General features: G+C 64.9%; 17 protein-coding genes. 7 read left to right on the top strand and 10 right to left on the bottom strand.

Annotated features, from left to right (window positions below):
- The first annotated feature begins 38 nt into the window (after positions 1 to 38).
- The gene (locus CXQ92_RS02295; protein ID WP_104164938.1) at positions 39 to 767 is read left to right on the top strand and encodes a hypothetical protein; all 729 of its coding nucleotides are present in this window, start codon (positions 39 to 41) and stop codon (positions 765 to 767) included.
- A gap of 174 nt (positions 768 to 941) precedes the next feature.
- Here CXQ92_RS02295 and CXQ92_RS02290 read toward each other — a convergent pair whose 3' ends face one another.
- Positions 942 to 2,012, bottom strand: coding sequence for a hypothetical protein (locus CXQ92_RS02290; protein WP_181033523.1), 1,071 nt, complete (start codon positions 2,010 to 2,012; stop codon positions 942 to 944).
- Between the two features lie 75 nt (positions 2,013 to 2,087).
- Positions 2,088 to 2,483, bottom strand: coding sequence for a phage holin family protein (locus CXQ92_RS02285; RefSeq protein ID WP_104164935.1), 396 nt, complete (start codon positions 2,481 to 2,483; stop codon positions 2,088 to 2,090).
- A 405-nt stretch (positions 2,484 to 2,888) separates the two neighbouring features.
- On the opposite strand from CXQ92_RS02285, the gene CXQ92_RS02280 reads away from it, so the two are divergent.
- The gene (locus CXQ92_RS02280) at positions 2,889 to 3,227 is read left to right on the top strand and encodes an Lsr2 family protein (protein ID WP_104164933.1); all 339 of its coding nucleotides are present in this window, start codon (positions 2,889 to 2,891) and stop codon (positions 3,225 to 3,227) included.
- Positions 3,228 to 3,632: 405 nt separating this feature from the next.
- Here the strand turns inward: CXQ92_RS02280 and CXQ92_RS02270 are convergent, their stop codons facing one another.
- Positions 3,633 to 5,138 carry a GntP family permease gene (locus CXQ92_RS02270; RefSeq protein WP_258069667.1) on the bottom strand — a complete coding sequence of 502 codons (1,506 nt, stop codon included), beginning with the start codon at positions 5,136 to 5,138 and terminating at the stop codon, positions 3,633 to 3,635.
- Positions 5,139 to 5,285: 147 nt separating this feature from the next.
- Here CXQ92_RS02270 and CXQ92_RS02265 point away from each other — a divergent pair, with 147 nt between their 5' ends.
- The 4 genes from CXQ92_RS02265 to CXQ92_RS02250 are packed head-to-tail and all read left to right on the top strand — an operon-like array spanning position 5,286 to position 9,197.
- Positions 5,286 to 6,764 carry a four-carbon acid sugar kinase family protein gene (locus CXQ92_RS02265; protein ID WP_104164930.1) on the top strand — a complete coding sequence of 493 codons (1,479 nt, stop codon included), beginning with the start codon at positions 5,286 to 5,288 and terminating at the stop codon, positions 6,762 to 6,764.
- A complete protein-coding gene (locus CXQ92_RS02260; RefSeq protein WP_258069785.1) occupies positions 6,757 to 7,737 on the top strand; it encodes an NAD(P)-dependent oxidoreductase in 981 nt (326 codons plus the stop codon). The genes CXQ92_RS02265 and CXQ92_RS02260 overlap by 8 nt, the downstream gene beginning before the upstream one ends.
- Positions 7,715 to 8,449 carry a FadR/GntR family transcriptional regulator gene (locus CXQ92_RS02255; RefSeq protein ID WP_104164928.1) on the top strand — a complete coding sequence of 245 codons (735 nt, stop codon included), beginning with the start codon at positions 7,715 to 7,717 and terminating at the stop codon, positions 8,447 to 8,449. Before CXQ92_RS02260 ends, CXQ92_RS02255 begins: the two co-directional genes overlap by 23 nt.
- Entirely contained in the window at positions 8,433 to 9,197 is a 765-nt protein-coding gene (locus CXQ92_RS02250; protein ID WP_104164926.1) for an SDR family NAD(P)-dependent oxidoreductase, read from the top strand. The genes CXQ92_RS02255 and CXQ92_RS02250 overlap by 17 nt, the downstream gene beginning before the upstream one ends.
- Before the next feature lie 363 nt (positions 9,198 to 9,560).
- On the opposite strand, the gene CXQ92_RS02245 is transcribed toward CXQ92_RS02250, so the two are convergent.
- The 5 genes from CXQ92_RS02245 to CXQ92_RS02230 form a co-directional block, all read right to left on the bottom strand.
- The gene (locus CXQ92_RS02245) at positions 9,561 to 9,845 is read right to left on the bottom strand and encodes a hypothetical protein (RefSeq protein ID WP_104164924.1); all 285 of its coding nucleotides are present in this window, start codon (positions 9,843 to 9,845) and stop codon (positions 9,561 to 9,563) included.
- 68 nt (positions 9,846 to 9,913) lie between these two features.
- Entirely contained in the window at positions 9,914 to 10,669 is a 756-nt protein-coding gene (locus tag CXQ92_RS02240; protein ID WP_104164922.1) for a GAF and ANTAR domain-containing protein, read from the bottom strand.
- A complete protein-coding gene (locus tag CXQ92_RS18575) occupies positions 10,620 to 10,748 on the bottom strand; it encodes a hypothetical protein (protein ID WP_258069807.1) in 129 nt (42 codons plus the stop codon). Before CXQ92_RS18575 ends, CXQ92_RS02240 begins: the two co-directional genes overlap by 50 nt.
- A gap of 344 nt (positions 10,749 to 11,092) precedes the next feature.
- Positions 11,093 to 11,422, bottom strand: a complete 330-nt coding sequence (locus CXQ92_RS02235; protein WP_104164920.1) for a hypothetical protein — start codon at positions 11,420 to 11,422, stop codon at positions 11,093 to 11,095.
- Positions 11,423 to 11,555: 133 nt separating this feature from the next.
- Positions 11,556 to 11,927, bottom strand: a complete 372-nt coding sequence (locus tag CXQ92_RS02230; RefSeq protein WP_146067362.1) for a DUF6226 family protein — start codon at positions 11,925 to 11,927, stop codon at positions 11,556 to 11,558.
- Positions 11,928 to 12,306: 379 nt separating this feature from the next.
- Here CXQ92_RS02230 and CXQ92_RS02225 point away from each other — a divergent pair, with 379 nt between their 5' ends.
- Complete coding sequence (locus CXQ92_RS02225) at positions 12,307 to 13,536, top strand: GGDEF domain-containing protein (protein ID WP_258069666.1); 1,230 nt, start codon at positions 12,307 to 12,309, stop codon at positions 13,534 to 13,536.
- Between the two features lie 361 nt (positions 13,537 to 13,897).
- Here CXQ92_RS02225 and CXQ92_RS02220 read toward each other — a convergent pair whose 3' ends face one another.
- On the bottom strand, positions 13,898 to 14,305 hold the full coding sequence (locus tag CXQ92_RS02220) for a RidA family protein (RefSeq protein ID WP_104164914.1): 408 nt from the start codon (positions 14,303 to 14,305) through the stop codon (positions 13,898 to 13,900).
- A 434-nt stretch (positions 14,306 to 14,739) separates the two neighbouring features.
- Positions 14,740 to 15,492, bottom strand: a complete 753-nt coding sequence (locus CXQ92_RS02215; RefSeq protein ID WP_219815673.1) for a DUF72 domain-containing protein — start codon at positions 15,490 to 15,492, stop codon at positions 14,740 to 14,742.
- Positions 15,493 to 15,698 lie beyond the last annotated feature (206 nt).

Below are 15,698 nucleotides of genomic sequence, written 5' to 3'. Positions count from 1 at the left end.
CACAACAACCGACAACCGAAAGTAAGGAAGTACCCCTCATGCGATCCCGACTGAGCGTCAAGTGGGTGAAAGCCGGTTTGGTGACCTTGCCCGCTTACGGGCTGCTCACCGCATGGTCCTCCATCAAGGCCCAGCCCGACCAGACAACCGATCCCGAGGCATGGGCGCAGTTTGTCACCTCCCCCTCCTACCTCGCCAGTCACCTCATCGGCAGCACCGGCGGCACAATACTGGCCATCTTCGGCGTATTCGCCCTGGGCTGCTATTTGGCTCCCGCAAGTACGGGCCGATTGGCCCTGCCCGCCATGGTCGTGACCGTCCTCGGTCATGCGTTGTTGATGGTGCCGGCAGTGATCTCCACGTTCGCAACACCGGCCCTTGGTCGGGCATACCTGTCGGGGATGCCCGACGTCATGCAGGTGGAGTTTCCCGATGCCTTGACGGGGACGTTCCTCCTGGGCCTCCTGCTCGCGCTGGTGGGCAACCTACTCCTCGGCGTCGCTATCTGGCGTTCCGGCACTCTCCCGAAGGGTGCCGGCGGGCTGTGGATCGTGTCCGCGCTCATCTTCTACGTCCTGGGGGTCGTTCTGGGGCTTGCGACCACCGGTGCAACGCTTCCCACGCAGCCGCTCGGCGCTCTGCTCGTAGCAGGAGCCGGAGCGTGGATAGCGGGGAGCGCCTTCCGTCGAGACTCCGCAGCTGGAGCCGCGCGCGACTATGGGCGTGGATCAACAGGTGATACCTCGCATGGATCTTTCCTTCCGTGACGGGGCAAGAGGCCCATTGGACACAGGCCAGACACATCGCCGCTCCCTGGGTCTCGAATCAGCGCTGCCAGGAACACGCCGGTCGTCGTTGTGATTCACAGGACGGTTCCGGAGCTGTGCCATCGGAGCGAACTCGGGACAGGGTCGAGTAGTTTGCTTGCCGTAGGGACGGACTCAGATGTCCAGGATGGTGTTGTGCGCGTTCGTGACCGGGGGAAGATCCCGGGTATCCAGGTCCTCCATGAGGTGGATCGCTGCGAACTCTGTTGGCTTGATGCGGCCCGCGTCGTCGAAGACCCGGTAGGCCCGCCGTAGTCGCCCTTCCGGATAGTGGGGGTGAATGAAGCTCACCTCGACCCGGGTGGCGGGCCACTCACCGACGACGTCGACACGCGTCCCGCTGAGGCCGTCCGACAGTGGAGTCCTGGCTCCCGAGGGCGCTGTCCAGTACGAGTCGAGATGGGCGAACTCCGTGCAGACCGCCTCGATCGCAGCCTTCTTCTGCTCGGATGGAAGCTCAACCAGGGTCCATGAGGCACGAGGATCATCCATGGTGATGGGATGCGTTCCAGGCCCCTCGTCTCTGGATCTCCCCGGCATGTCGTCGTCCTCGACGGGGACGGCCTGGTTCTCGGTGATGTGAAGCGTCGAGGGAAGAGCGCCGGCAGGCAGGTCGATCTGTGAGAAGCGGTAGGTGTACGAGGCGCCGCCGTGCCCATCGTGAGACGCGTCAGGAGCCGACGTATAGACCACCAGGTGCGCTGACTGGTCATCCTCGAAGGCGGCAGCAGGCATCCGGTCGGCGGTCAAACGGTGAGTTCCTCCATTCGCGTCCAGGACCAGGAGGTCACGGTCGGTGAGCCAATCTGCTTCCGAGTCTACGTCGGCGTCCCAGTGCCCGATCGAGAGCCACAAACCGTGCCGGGTCGTACCGAGGCAATGGACGTGACCGAGGTCGGAGAAAGGGGTGAGAATCCCATCGGGTGAGATGTGGAGGGCCGTCGCCCCGTTGTGCGATGTTTCATATCCAGCCTTCTCGACGGGCATGTAGAGGACCCAGGCGCCGTCAGGGGCGGGCACGATCCTCACATGAAGGCCGAGCAACCCGACGGGAAGATCGGGCCAGGTAATCGTCCTATCAAATTCGCCGCTTCGCCGGATGACGGCGATCGGTTCCGTGAGATTGACGAGGATGAGCCATTGCGGGCTAGGAACTTCCTGCCAACCTGTGGGCTCATCGATCATGCGGTAAGTGTCGCAGGCGAGCTGCGCCATGGAGAACAACGCGAGAACAATGAGGACGAGAGTGGTGCGGCTCGGCTACTGGGCGGCCTCACTCTTTTCTCCGAGGCGGCGGGTGATGAACAGCCACCCCAGAATCCACCCGCCGAGAGCAGTCACAATCCAGACCAGGAGGGTGGCGCCCACCCACGCCATGAAGCCGCTGATCGAAAGCCCGCCATCGAACAAGGACGCGATTGCCAGAGCGATCAGCGTGGTGACCAGCCCAATTCCTCCAAGGATGGCCGACGCGTATTGCCTGGCGACGTTGAACACGAACGGTCCGAGCACACCCTGGGCGAGGGCGAAGACGACCACAGCAACGATGAAACCGGTCGGTTGCAGCTCCACACCGGGGACGATCCAACCCGCGAGGAGCAGCCCGATCGCTGCCGTCACGAGATTGATCAGAATGTGTATCAAGAAACGAATCATTCCGAGGTCCGATCTTGTCGAGCTTTTCGTCCCAGACTCCAGACTCTCGAGCGATCACGCGTCGCCCACTCCGGGTGAATCTGATCGAGCGGGGTGGGCAGTTCTACCGATTGGGACCAGGTGGGCCAGTACGTGGCGACCACCGGTGGGGCGGTGAACCGCAACGGCCCTCCGCTGACCGCGGGTCGAGGGAACTTTGTGCTTGTCATGTCAGAGCTCTCAATAAGACATCCCGGGCTTTCGACCGACTTCTGGTCACGCACCTGCTGTGACTTCTCGCGCGTATCCGAGTAGTCACAGATGATTTTCAGGTAATTCAAGGATGTGCGCCACATATTCGCGCCGCGATAGAGTCGATGAATAAGGTTCACTAATTCATCTCGATGATTTCAGGAGAAACAAAAAATGGCACAGCGCGTACAGGTCGAACTGGTCGATGACCTCAACGGGGAGATCGCCCAGGAAACCGTCCGTTTCGGGGTCGATGGCACGGAGTACGAAATCGACCTGACCACGGACAACGCGGAGAGATTCCGCTCAACCCTCACCGAGTACGTGGACAAGGCGCGCAAGGCGACCGGCCGGAAGGGCCAGAAAGCTTCGACGTCCAGGGCGTCCACGAACCGGTCCAAGCGTGAGGACACCCAGCAGATCCGCCAGTGGGCACAGGACAACGGCTACAACCCCAGCACCCGGGGACGTATCACCCAGTCCATTCTCGACGCCTATAACGAAGCGCACTAGACCCCCTACCGGCGGCTCCACGTAGTCCGATGAACGGTGAGGCCCGGCCGATGGGGCGGATGCGAGTCATGCCAGGATCCGCCTCGTGGCGGACGAGTCCGACGGCGGCCGCCATCTCCCGCTCGGTGCGCTGCAGCTACTCCTGGTGGCCTTCCAGCAGGTCCCGCCAGCACTCGACGGGCCGGCCGCGCCCGAACAGGTCCTCGTCGTCGGGGAGCTCGAGGGCAGTCATCGAGGAGCCGGCACGGGTGCAGCATCGACCTCTCGTCACGTGGCGAGATCTTCGTGGAAGTCGGTTCGCCCTGCTGGTGCCGGGGTACTGACGGATGACCCGTCCAACAGCAGTGGCCGGGGGCTCGGTTACAACTCCGAGCCGCCCGGCCACCGTCGGTGGATCCCGTTGGATCAGCCGAGGATCGCGTTGGCAATGAACAGGAGTGGGATCGAACCGGCCCACACCGCCGTCGTGATGCCTGACCAACCCTTGAGCGCTGCGACGCCGTCAAGGCCGGCAAAGCGGGTCACGACCCAGAAGTAGGAATCGTTGAAGTAGCTGAACACCATCGAACCTGCCGTGCATGCCAGGGCCGCGACGATGGGGTCGATGCCGAGCGAACCCACCAGCGGCGCCGTCACCGATGCGGCAGTGATCATGGCCACTGTGCCCGAGCCCTGAGCGATGCGGACCAGGGTGGCGATGAGGAACGGCACCAGGAACGCCGGCAGTGGAGTACCGGCAATGGCCTCTGCGAGGGCATCGCCCACACCCGAGCTACGCAGCACCTGGCCGAGTGCACCACCTGCACCGGTGATGAGAAGAATCAGGCCGGCCGAGGCAGCTGCCTCGGCGAACCAGCCCTGCACCTTTGCGCGCGGAGTCCAGCGTGGCAGCAGGACGTAGACGGCGAGGATGACGCCGATGATCAGCGCAACCACCGGATTGCCGATGAACGCCAGTGGGATTGCCCAGGACGACGGGGTGTACTCCCCCGTGCCGACGACGCCCTGGTTGGACTGGTCGATCGCACCACTGACCGTGTTGAGGATGATCAGGAGCAACGGGACCAGCAACGGCAGCGATGCAACGAAAGCGCCGACCCGGTGAGGCTTGGCGCCCGTGGGAGGTGTACCGAGGGCGGTGTTGTCGACGTCCATCGACGGAGTATCGTCACCAGCGCCGGCGCCGCCGTCGTGCTCCGCAACAGCAGTCCCGCCGCGGCCTCCGGTCCTGGCGTGAGCCGTGCCGTAGACGGCCTCACGGACCGATTCGTTCATGGATGGCTCGATCTTCGGCCCCATCCACTTGGCGTAGAAAACCACGATGGGCAACAGCAGGACCGTGAAGACGAGACCCGCAAGGATCAACGCTCCGAGGTCAGCCCCGAGGATGCCGGCGACGGCCAGCGGGCCGGGCGTCGGTGGCACCATGTGGTGGGTCAGCGTCATGCCGCAGCCGAGGGCCAGCGCGAGGGTGATGTACCCGGCGCGTTTGACCCGGGCGATCGAACGGGCCAAGGGGTTCATGATGACGTAGCCGGAGTCACAGAACACCGGGATGGACACCAGAGCGCCCACACTGCCCAGTGCCCACGGCTCGCGGCCTTTGCCGAAGAGCTTCAGGAAGGCCAGGGCCAACGAATTGGCGGCCCCCGAGACCTCGAGGATCTTGCCGATCCCGACGCCCAGGCCGATCACGATACCGATCGACGCCAGGGTGTTGCCGAAGCCCGTCGTGATCGACGAAACGATATCCAGCGGCGCCTGGCCGGCCACCATGCCGGTCACCAGGGCCGCGATCAAGAGTGCTACGAACGCATCAAGCCGGGTCTTCAGCACCAACACGATGATGGTGGCGATACCCAGGACGAGCGCCAAAAGAAGTTGTATATCCACGTACTGCTCCTCGGTCACTGAGCAAGCCTCGTTGCCCTCTCAGGTGGGTAGCACTGACCTGCTCGGCACTTTGACGGGCACTGTGCTGCATGTCACACTAGCACTGGACATATGACATCTGACAAGTGTTCTGTGGCGGATACCCGGTGACGAAAGTGCGAATCAGTGATACTCGAAGAAGAGTTGCTCAGCGGCTACCCGACCGTCCGCGCCATCGAACCGGCGGTGATCGCCGCCGCCGTCAAGGCCTCCGGGCGGATCCTGGTAGTTCTCGACGACGACCCGACCGGCACGCAGTCCGTCGCCAACCTGCCGGTCCTCACCTCCTGGGAGCCGAGCGACTTCGCGTGGGCCTTCGACCAGCGCATCGACGGTGCACCGGCACCGGCGGTGTACGTCCTCACCAACACCCGCAGCCTCGACCCGGAAACCACGGCGTCGCGCAATCGGGAGATCGTCACGAACTCCCTCACCGCCGCCGCGGCTGCGGGAGTCACCATCGGGTTCGTCAGCCGCAGCGACTCGACCCTCCGCGGCCACTTCCCGCTCGAGACCGACGTCATCGGCGCCACTCTACTGGCGCTCGCGGGCACCGGGACCGACGGCGTCGTGATGGTGCCGGCCTTTCCCGACGCCGGCCGCATCACCATCGGCGGGGTCCACTACCTGCGGGGCGACGACGGCGCCGTCGTTCCCGTCGCCGACACCGAATTCGCCCGGGATGCCACCTTCGGGTTCGTGTCGTCGGACCTGGGCGACTACGTGGCCGAAAAGACCGGCGGTTCGGCCCACGCCGTCATCCGGCTCGACCTGTCGATCATCCGCTCCGGTGCGGAGGGCATCGCCGACGCCCTGGCCCGGGCAGCCGATGCCGTCCCCATCGTGGTCGACGCCGTCACCGAGGACGACCTCCGGGCACTCGCCCTGGGCCTCGAGGAATCGGAACGTCGCGGTAAGAAGCTGCTCTATCGGGTGGGCCCGCCGTTCGTCCGTGCACGGATCGGCCAGCGCGAGCGCCCACCACTGACGGCCGCGGACGTCTTCGCCGGCCACGACGCCCCCGCTTCGGGTGGACTGGTCGTGGTGGGCTCGCACGTGGGACTGACCACCCGGCAGTTGGACGCACTGGTGGCGCGGCGGCCCGAGGCCCGACTCGTGGAGCTCGACGTCGAAGCCGTCCTCGATCCCGCAGAGCGGGACACAGCGGTGGTTGAGGCGGTGCGGGCCGTCGTCGAAGGCCTCTCCACCAGCGAGGTCGTCCTGCACACCAGCCGCCGTCTGGTCCGGTCCGACGATCCGGAGCAGAGCCTCGAGTTCGCCCGCACCATCTCGCGGGCAGTGGTCGACGTCGTCCGGTCCACCATCGCCACGGCTCCTGTGCGCTTCGTCATCGCCAAGGGCGGCATCACCTCCTCCGACGTCGCCGCGCACGGGCTGTCGATCCGCCGTGCGCTGGTGCGCGGGCCGATGCTGCCGGGCATCGTGTCCCTCTGGCAACCGGCCGACGGCCCGGCGCGCTCCATCCCGTTCGTCGTCTTCGCCGGCAACGTCGGCACCGATGATTCCCTTGCCGACGTGGTGGAGATCCTCCGCTCCCCCGCGACGAGTTCCGCCTCAACGACGGGTGCCTCCCATGATGTCTGATTCCGAACACACGAAGGTCGCCGTCCTGGGCCTCGGTGCGATGGGCCTGCCGATGGCGACCCGGCTGGCCGGCGCGTTCACCGTCACCGGGTACGACCCGATGCCGTCCTCGCGGGAGAGGGCCGAGAAGACCGGCCTGACCTGCGCCAGGACGGCCGCCGACGCAGTCGTCGACGCCGGGATCGTCCTGCTTGCGGTCCGTGACGCAGCCCAGGTGGAGGGTGTCCTCTTCGGGGACGACGGGGTGGCGCCCGTCCTCGCACCGGGCGCCGTCGTCGTGATGACCAGCACCGTGGGGATGGACGCCGTCGCTTCCTGGACCGAGCGGCTCGGGGCCCTGGGTGTGGCGCTGGTCGACGCACCGCTGTCCGGCGGGCCGGTGCGGGCCGGCGAAGGCGATCTGCTCATCGTGGTGGGTGCCGATCCGTCGGCCCTGGACACCGCCCGTCCGGTGCTCGAGCGGCTCGCCTCGACATTGATGGTCGTGGGCGGCAAGGCCGGCGACGGCCAGGCCATGAAGACGGTGAACCAGTTGCTCTGCGGCGTACACATCGCCGCGGCCGCCGAAGCCCTGGCTCTTGCCGACGCGCTCGGGCTGGACCAGCTGCAGGCCCTGGCTGCACTGGAGACGGGAGCAGCGGCGTCGTTCATGCTCTCCAACCGCGGACCGCGCATGGTGCAGGGATACGACGGCGACGCCGACGTACTGAGCCGGCTGGACATCTTCGTCAAGGACCTCGGCATTGTCGGGAAGGCAGCCCGGACGGCAGGACTTGCCGCGCCGGTCGCTGCGGCGGCCGAGCAGCTGTTCCTGCTCGGGCAGACGCAGGGCCTGGGCAACGCCGACGATTCGTCGGTGATCAGGGTGGTCGCGCCACAGCGGCGTTCCGCCGCAGTGGACGCCATCGGAATGCACGCCACCGGAACGGGCGCCGATGGAGAGGACACCGATGGCACGGAAACCGCTCGCTGAATCGGTGTTCGATGACATCCTCGGACAGATCATCGACGGCACATACCCTCCCGGCGCGACACTCCCCCCGGAGAACGACCTCGCGGCTTTCCTCGATGTCAGCCGGCTGACGGTGCGCGAGGCGCTCAAGCAGCTCCAGGCGCAGCACGTGGTGCAGATCAAGCGGGGCCTCGGGACCTACGTGAATCCTGCGGCCCAGTGGACCGACGTGAAGGCCATCCTCAGGTACGTGTCGACCACCGCCGATTCCCCCGATGTCGCGCTGCGTCTGCTGGAGATCCGGCGGATGGTGGAGACCGGTGCCGCCGAGCTGGCCGCGATGCATGCTACCGACGAGGACCTGGCCGTGATGGAGGCAGCGGATGCCGGGCTGCAGGCGGCCCACGAGGCGAACGACCTCGACGCTGTCACCGCGACGGACATCGCGTTCCATGAGGCGATCTTCAGGGCCTCGGCAAACCCGTTCCTGCCGGTGATCCTCGGACCGCTCAGCCAGTTGCTGTACACGATGCGGCGGGAGACCTCGTCCTTCCGTGAGGTGCAGCAACACGCCATCGCCCATCACGCGCTGGTGCTGGAGGCGATCCGTACCCGGAACCCGGAGGTGGCGCGCAAGGCGATGCAGGACCACATCAACCAGACGTACGACGACTACGAACACTTCATCCACCAGAAGAACAACACCAGGAGCTCACGTGACTTTTCCGACTGAACGCACAGCAGTCCTCACCGGTGCGGCCTCGGCCCGCGGCATCGGCCGCGCGACGGCCGACCGGCTGGCCCGCGACGGCTGGTCCATCGCGATCCTCGACATCGACGGCACAGCGGCCGAAGAGGCCGCGTCGGAGATCGCACAGCGACACGGCGTGCAGACGGTCGGCGTTGCAGCCGATGTCTCCGACGAGGCGTCGGTCGATGCAGCACTGACCACCGTCGAAGCCTCGGTGCCGCCCATCGTCGCGCTGGTGAACCTTGCCGGGATCAGTTCTCCCACCGAGTTCATGCAGGAGACCAAGAAAGCCTGGGACCGCGTGTTCGCGGTCAACATGACCGGCACGTTCCTGGTCACGCAGCGTGTCCTGCACGGCATGATCGAACGCAAGCTCGGTCGCGTGGTCAGCATCTCCTCCATCTCGGCGCAGCGGGGCGGCGGCACCTACTCGAAGGTGGCCTACAGCGCCTCGAAGGCCGGCATCATCGGCTTCACCCGTGCGCTGGCGCGTGAGATGGGCGAACACGGCATCACCGTCAACGCCGTCGCTCCCGGACCGGTGGACACCGATATCATGGGCGGCACCCTCACCGAGGAACGCAAGCAGGACATGTCCAGGGACATCCTGATGGGCCGGGTGGGTACCGTCGACGACATCGCCGCTCTGATCTGCTTCCTGGTGGGACCCGACGCCGGATACATCACCGCCGCCACCTACGACATCAACGGTGGCCTGCAGATCTCCTGAGCCTCCGGCGACGCGGCGCGGATGTGAGCAGTCGCCTCGTGGTGCTCCGGGCTACCCGACGATCGGCTCGGTTGCCGTGGTCATCCTGGCAGGCGTGGCGGTGTGCTTCTTTCGCCGCGTCGGTGCGAGGTTCGAGAACCTGTCAGGAAGTCGGCGAGGCACGCCAGAATTGGTGTGACTGGGTTTGTATGGCACGGAATCCCCTGGTGGAACGGCAAAGAGCGGTTCTCTGCCAGGGTCCGGGGCGAGAACCGAACGCGTGCTGGTTCATCAGGGAGAAGTCGATAGCGACAGAACCCCTGAGGTGCCCCTGTAGCCAAAGCGAGGTGGAACGATTCCTCACGCCGACCGCGGCGTATCGTTCTATGTATTGCCCGATGCGCCCGGCCCTCCGCCGTCCTCATTCCCGTTCTCCCGGTCATCGAGGACATCCAGGGCGACCAGAGTATCCGATTCGTCCGGGTCCTCGGAGTCGTTGCTGTAGGGGGCGGTCGGTGGGAGTCTTTCGGCGATGAGTTCGTTGACCGCAAGGGACACGAGGTCCCGATCCAGGGGTGTCAGGGTGATCAGCCCGTTGAGGTAGGCGTCGACCTCGAACTCGTCGACGTCCCCGGTGAACGAGAAGTAGCGGACCCATACGCTCTGCACCCCGAGTCCACTGCTGTGGATGGCGTGCAGTGTGCGCTGTCGTTGTTCTTCAGGGGTGTGCTTGGACATCACGGATCAGGGGTGGGCTCGGTGTCGTCCTGACGTTCACTGATGATGGCAGCCATGAAGCCGATGGTGGTGTTCGCGTCGGTGGCGAGGTCGATCAGGTGGTTCATGGCTGCCTGCCGGTCCACATCAAGGCGTTCCATCAGGATGCCGCGGGCGACTCCGATGGTGTCCCGTTCGGCCAGGGACGCTTTGACGTCGTTGCTGATCCGCTGGGGGGTGTCGCTGGCCTGGATATGGTCGAGGAGGGTCGCGGCGGAGCGGGCGAGGTTGATCAGCAGCCGCCGGTCCTTGCCCGAGAACGCGTCGACGGTGTTCGAGTAGACCTTCATCGCCCCGAGGCCTGTCGGTTTGTCCAGCAGGGGCACGCTGAGGCAGGAGCGGACACCAAGGGGTGCCACCGCGGTCGTCCACTTCTGCCACCGCTGATCGGTGTGGGTGTCGGCGATGTACACGGGCTCACCCGACACCCAGGCGCTCATGCAGGGTCCTTGGCCGAGCTCGTACTGCTGGTCATCGGCTTCGAGCACGCGCGGGTCGGTCGCGCCCACGCTCATACGGGTGCCGTCCGTGTTGATCAGGCTGACGCCGGCGCCCTCGGCGGCGCCGATGATGTCGCGGGCGATCTCGGCCAAGCCATCGACCGCGTTGTGGGCGGTCTGCTCTGTGAGGAGGTGACCGTTGGTTCGCCCGAAAATCGCCAACAACTCAGGCGGGAGCGGGGACGACGATGAGGAGGAGGGTGCGGAGGTATTCATGGAGGGCCTCAACTGTCCTGCACAGGGGTCGCACCCTGCCGGGAAGGGGCTGGCTGCTCAACCCGATAGTTCCGCTCACGGACAAATCCCCGCTCACGCAACATCTGCTACGAACTGTACAGCCGCACCCGCACCACTGGGAGAAGTTTCCCGCGGAGCCTGTTCCCCGCGCTGCCTACCAGGAGTGCGCTACCAGCAGGATAAGGTTCGAATATCGAAGTGTGGTGGGTAGTTCCTGTCCGATGAAGAGCAGGACTGCGGCGTCAACTCCAGTTCTAAATAGAGACTGTCGACTTCGAGTGGGAGGTCGTTGATCAGGACGGCTACGCCTACAGAACGATCGAGGCTCGGGTTCCCTCGGCAGACTGAGAAACATCGCCTGGAGGTCGTCCCGGCGACGATCCACCCGCGGGAACCGCAGTGCTACTCGCTGAGCCAGGATCCAAGCAACCTACCCTGATCCTCGGTCAGCCAGAAGGTGACCTGCTGCTCACCCTCCGGTGTAACGATGACCAGGCTCACCGAGAAACCGATCTCGCTGCCGATGGTCGGACTCAGACCAAGGTCCTTCACCCGTGGCTCGTCCGGGAGGTCCTGGCCCATCAGAATCGTGACGTCAACGGAACCAGCCGCCTCCCTCAAAGCTCCCGTCGGCGTACCGGGATTGGCCGTCCAGGGGGCGCCGTCGTCCAGCCTCGCCTTATGCGCGGCGCAGACCGGCACTTCGCGGCCCGAGTAGGGCGCCAAAGTCACCGAAGTCGATCCCGACTCCAGACAACGCAATACGGAGCAAGCGGTCATACCCGAGAGGGTACTGACTCGCTTGGATATGGGCACCCCTCCCGTACTCGTATCGCTGGAATCGAGCAGTGAGCGATCCTTCAATTCAGCGCGCCGGCCATGGGTCGAAACGTTCTGAGTACCCGCCGGAGACCACCGAGCGTACGGTCCACTCCAGTTCTGTGGCAACCGCCTCCACGTCCTCATCGCAGGCATCCAATCCGCAGTCAGGAAAGTGGAAATCGTGGAGTGAACCGGCATGGAGGAACACGCCGGGGAACGGAGTGAGGACAGAAGTGAGAGGCGCTTCGTCCGAATCGTTCGGCACGATACGGATTGCGTCGAGGATGTCCTCCTCCGCTCGCGAATACGCCTCATCCGGAGGAAGGTCTTTCCACCGATGGCCGTAGTCAATCACGTCGCCCTGCTCGCTGAGGTAGGTTGCGACCGGGAACTGAGGGCGTCGATACTCACTCATCGCCATACGCTAACGTCGCTGAGACTCGATCGAAGCACTCCCTTCCAAGTCCGTAATGATCCTGACTGGGACACGGCCGCTGAGTCAGTGATCGGCCGCCCCCGATCACTACTTCCGCATGGTCGGCTCGTAGATCTCACCCTGTTCCTCGGCAGGTCGGTGTAACCGTGCGGGACGTGGAGCCTGCGCTCCCCACACGACCCCTGGTAACTGGCTAGTGGAATACTGATGCCCACCATCAGTGGGGAAAGGACACCGAAGCCATGCCCGACCAGCGACCCGATCGCCCCGCTGATCACCTGTCTGATCCTTGGCCGGATCACTTTCGTGGGGTCGTGGTGGACCTGACAGGACGGGAGGTCGGGTGAGACTGGATGTGGTGACCCTCCAGGTCGCGTTCGGGCTGATCGCGTTGACCCTGCTGGTGCTGTTCTACGGAGTCAGTGTCCGCCAGCAACAATCGACCTACAGCAAGTGGTGGTGTGCGGCCATTGCCTGCTTCCTCACCGGGACGGCCCTCTACCTGCTCGACGGGACACACCATCAGGTGTGGGCCAATCCCACGGGCAACGCGCTCCTCGTCGCAGGAGCCGCCTGCGTGTGGGGCGGGGCGAGAGTGCTGCGGGCACTGCCTCCACGGCGCTGGCTGATCCTTGCACCGCCGATCATCACGATCCTCGCGTCCGCCCTCGACAGTCCCTCGACGAACACGTGGTCCGCAGGAGGGTTCCTGCTCGGCTTCATGACCTTCTACATCGCGCTGGCCTCCGTCGAGACCTGGCGGCTGAAGCCGGACATCACCACGACCCAACGCCCGCTGGGCGTAGCCTCTGGCCTTCTCGGCCTCTACTATTTCGGCCGGTGGATCACTTTCCTGGTGGCAGGGCCCGACTCCTACGCGTTCACCACCTACTTCGGCACGGTACCGACAACCATGTTCACCATCGTGCTGCTGCTCATCGTGTCCTTCACCATGGCCACGCTCAGCACCGAACAAGCCCTCCGTGACCTCAGAGCCCAGGCCAGCCACGACGACCTCACCCGGATTCTGAACCGGCGCGGGTTCCTCGACCTCGCCACCGCCGAGATCCGGCGGCCGCATTCCAGAGACACACCGTGCACCCTGATCCTGGCCGACATGGACCACTTCAAACAGATCAACGACACCTACGGACATCCTGCAGGAGATGCCGTCCTCCAGGCCGCAGCGGCAGCGTGCACCCGCGCCATCCGGTCAACAGATCTGGTCGGCCGCTACGGCGGAGAAGAATTCATCCTCCTGCTGCCCGGTGCAACCCCGGACACCGGAGAACTGGTCAGTGGCCAGATCAGCCGGACCCTGCGCTCCATGCAACCCGCCTTCGACTTCCCCCTGCCGACCATCAGCTACGGGATAGCAGCCCTCCCACCCGGACCCGACCGACTGCAGACCGCCATCGCTGCCGCTGATACTGCGCTCTACGAAGCGAAAACCGCCGGCCGCGATCGTGCGCTCCAAGCCCATCCCGCCCACCACGAACGCGCCCGGTCACCCCAACGACCCCAGTCCCTCGATGACAGGTCCACGACCGGCCCCCACACGAACACTCCATCGCCCGACCAGCCCTGAAAAGGGAAGAAACTCGCGGGCCTACATGAGCAACGCGAAACAAGGTCGGCCGCTGCACCGCTCACCGAAGCACTCTGGGTCTGCACTGGTAGGGTTGCCGCACCCTGGCTAGCTCAGTGTTCGTGGCGTCGAAATCTTCAGGCTGCACAAGAGCGTCATCGTAGCCGCAGTCCTCTCCCTGGCAGCGTGCACTGAGGGTGACAGCAGTCAACGGACCTCTTGTGGCCTCACTGATCCTCTCCACCGCCGAACCCGCTGACCCGGACATGACCGACCATGTTCTGCGCCTTGCTCAACAAGCCATCAGCTGACACCGACCGAGCGCCCATCGGCGGATCGCTTCAAGGGGCGCCGCTATGCATCAGTCACGGACGGCAGCTACGGCTTCAATTTCTACGAGCTGGTGCTCGTACCCAAGAACTGTCACGCCTAGTAGCGTGCTTGGCACGTCGTGTTCGTCGAACCTGTCGCGTACAACACCCCACGCGGTCATCAGGTCGGCGCGATCGGTGGTTGCCACGAGGACGCGTGTGCTGATCACATCCTCGAGAGTCGCGCCGGCTTCATCCAATGCCACCAGCAGGTTGTCGATGCACTTAGCCGCCTGCACCGCATAGTCACCCTCGCCTACCGTGACACCGGCTTCATCGAGAGGACACGATCCTGCGAGGAACACCAGCCGTACATCAGCTGGTGCAGTAGCCGCATAGGCGTACTGCACCCTGTCAGAAAGGGCGGTCGAGCGGATCAGGGTTACAGCGGAAGCCATCGAGCTTTACTTTCTGTCATGTGGATGACCCCTAGCCTCCCACTTCGTCGAGCTTGTTCTGAACCTGCAGCCAATATGGCCTCCGCTGACGGGGAGGAGCATCCCCATCGAACTCGCCGACATGTGCAGCACCTTTCGCGTCAACGACTCTCCGGCCAGGCGGAAGCCGAAAGAAATCCACCGCGCCCGTCTGCACCCACCCCGATGTCGCCTAAGGTGCTGCCATCTCCCGCTCGACCGAGTGAGAAAGGCTTCCTATCCAGTGGTGAGAGACGAAGGGAAGCTGCAGGTGGCCCCCGATAGCGGTCGGATCAGCTTCTTCGACGCTCGTTAGCGCGATCTGTTCCAAGAAGCCACTACGAGGACGCCTGCGAGAGGATTCCTGAGGTCATCCTTGCGTCGGAGTGGCACGGGAAATCGACTGGATGAGCGGGTCACCTGCCGGTAGGCGGGTCTCCTGCTCGGACCAGTGCCCGTAGCGTCTCCGCGTTCCGCACCGCGTTGCCGCCGCCATCGTTATTGAAGTACACATACGCGTCCCGGCCGTCGCCGTGCCAACCTAGGATCCGGTCCGCCCACCAGCGCAGGTCCGCGTCCGAGTATGAACCCGCATAGAGATGCTCATGGTCCGGTCCGTGCAACCGTACGTACACGAAGGGCGCCGTCGCCTTCAGGATGCACGGCAGCCCGGCGCCGCTCATCACGCAGTAGGCGGCCTGGTGGCGCCCGAGCAGGCCGTAGACGGCGTCGTCGTCCCAGCTCGGATGGCGGAACTCCACCGCTACACGAATCCACCCCGGCACGCGGGACAGGAAGTAGTCGAGGCGGGCGTCATCGCGCTCCAGCGCCGGCGGGAGTTGGACGAGCAGGACGGCCCGACGGTCGCCCAGCTCATGCCAACAGCGGGCGACCCGCTCGATCCAGACCTCCGGCGCGTACAATTTCTTCCCGTGCGTCAGCCCGCGGGGCGCCTTCACGGACAGCGCGAACCCGGGGGGAAGGCGACGCCGCCACCCGGCGAAGGTCGTATCGCGCGGCCAGCGATAGAAACTGGCGTTCAGCTCCACCGTGTCGAAGCGTGCCGCGTAATGGTTTAAGCGCTTCGCCGGCGGGGTTCCCTGCGGATAGCAGATGCCGTTCCAGTGGTCATAACTCCAGCCGGAGGTGCCAATGCGGATTTCGCTCACCTTCCCCACACTACTGATGCGCCCTTCGCTCCCACCATCGCGACGTAGCAGGTGCCGTCATCCACGCCCTGGACAACATCCCCAAAAGGAACGAGCCAGCGGCCCGACATTGCATCGTATGTAGACCCTCGAACGCTTCTGTTGCGAAAGCCGTAAGGGACCCTGGAGCAACATCGCCCGAGTCGATCTGCTCAGTTGCGTTCGGT

The organism is Arthrobacter sp. SX1312, assembly GCF_002929295.1.
Classification (GTDB): Bacteria; Actinomycetota; Actinomycetes; order Actinomycetales; family Micrococcaceae; genus Arthrobacter_D.
The sequence above is the reverse complement of the archived record's forward strand: the minus strand, read 5'-3'. Positions and strand labels throughout refer to the sequence as shown.

Bases quoted from the DNA above. Each gene is read 5' to 3' on its own strand.
- CXQ92_RS02295 (WP_104164938.1), top strand. From the start codon at position 39: ATGCGATCCCGACTGAGCGTCAAGTGGGTGAAAGCCGGTTTGGTGACC.
- CXQ92_RS02290 (WP_181033523.1), bottom strand. From the start codon at position 2,012: ATGATCGATGAGCCCACAGGTTGGCAGGAAGTTCCTAGCCCGCAATGG.
- CXQ92_RS02285 (WP_104164935.1), bottom strand. From the start codon at position 2,483: ATGATTCGTTTCTTGATACACATTCTGATCAATCTCGTGACGGCAGCG.
- CXQ92_RS02280 (WP_104164933.1), top strand. From the start codon at position 2,889: ATGGCACAGCGCGTACAGGTCGAACTGGTCGATGACCTCAACGGGGAG.
- CXQ92_RS02260 (WP_258069785.1), top strand. From the start codon at position 6,757: ATGTCTGATTCCGAACACACGAAGGTCGCCGTCCTGGGCCTCGGTGCG.
- CXQ92_RS02255 (WP_104164928.1), top strand. From the start codon at position 7,715: ATGGCACGGAAACCGCTCGCTGAATCGGTGTTCGATGACATCCTCGGA.
- CXQ92_RS02240 (WP_104164922.1), bottom strand. From the start codon at position 10,669: ATGAATACCTCCGCACCCTCCTCCTCATCGTCGTCCCCGCTCCCGCCT.
- CXQ92_RS02230 (WP_146067362.1), bottom strand. From the start codon at position 11,927: ATGAGTGAGTATCGACGCCCTCAGTTCCCGGTCGCAACCTACCTCAGC.
- CXQ92_RS02220 (WP_104164914.1), bottom strand. From the start codon at position 14,305: ATGGCTTCCGCTGTAACCCTGATCCGCTCGACCGCCCTTTCTGACAGG.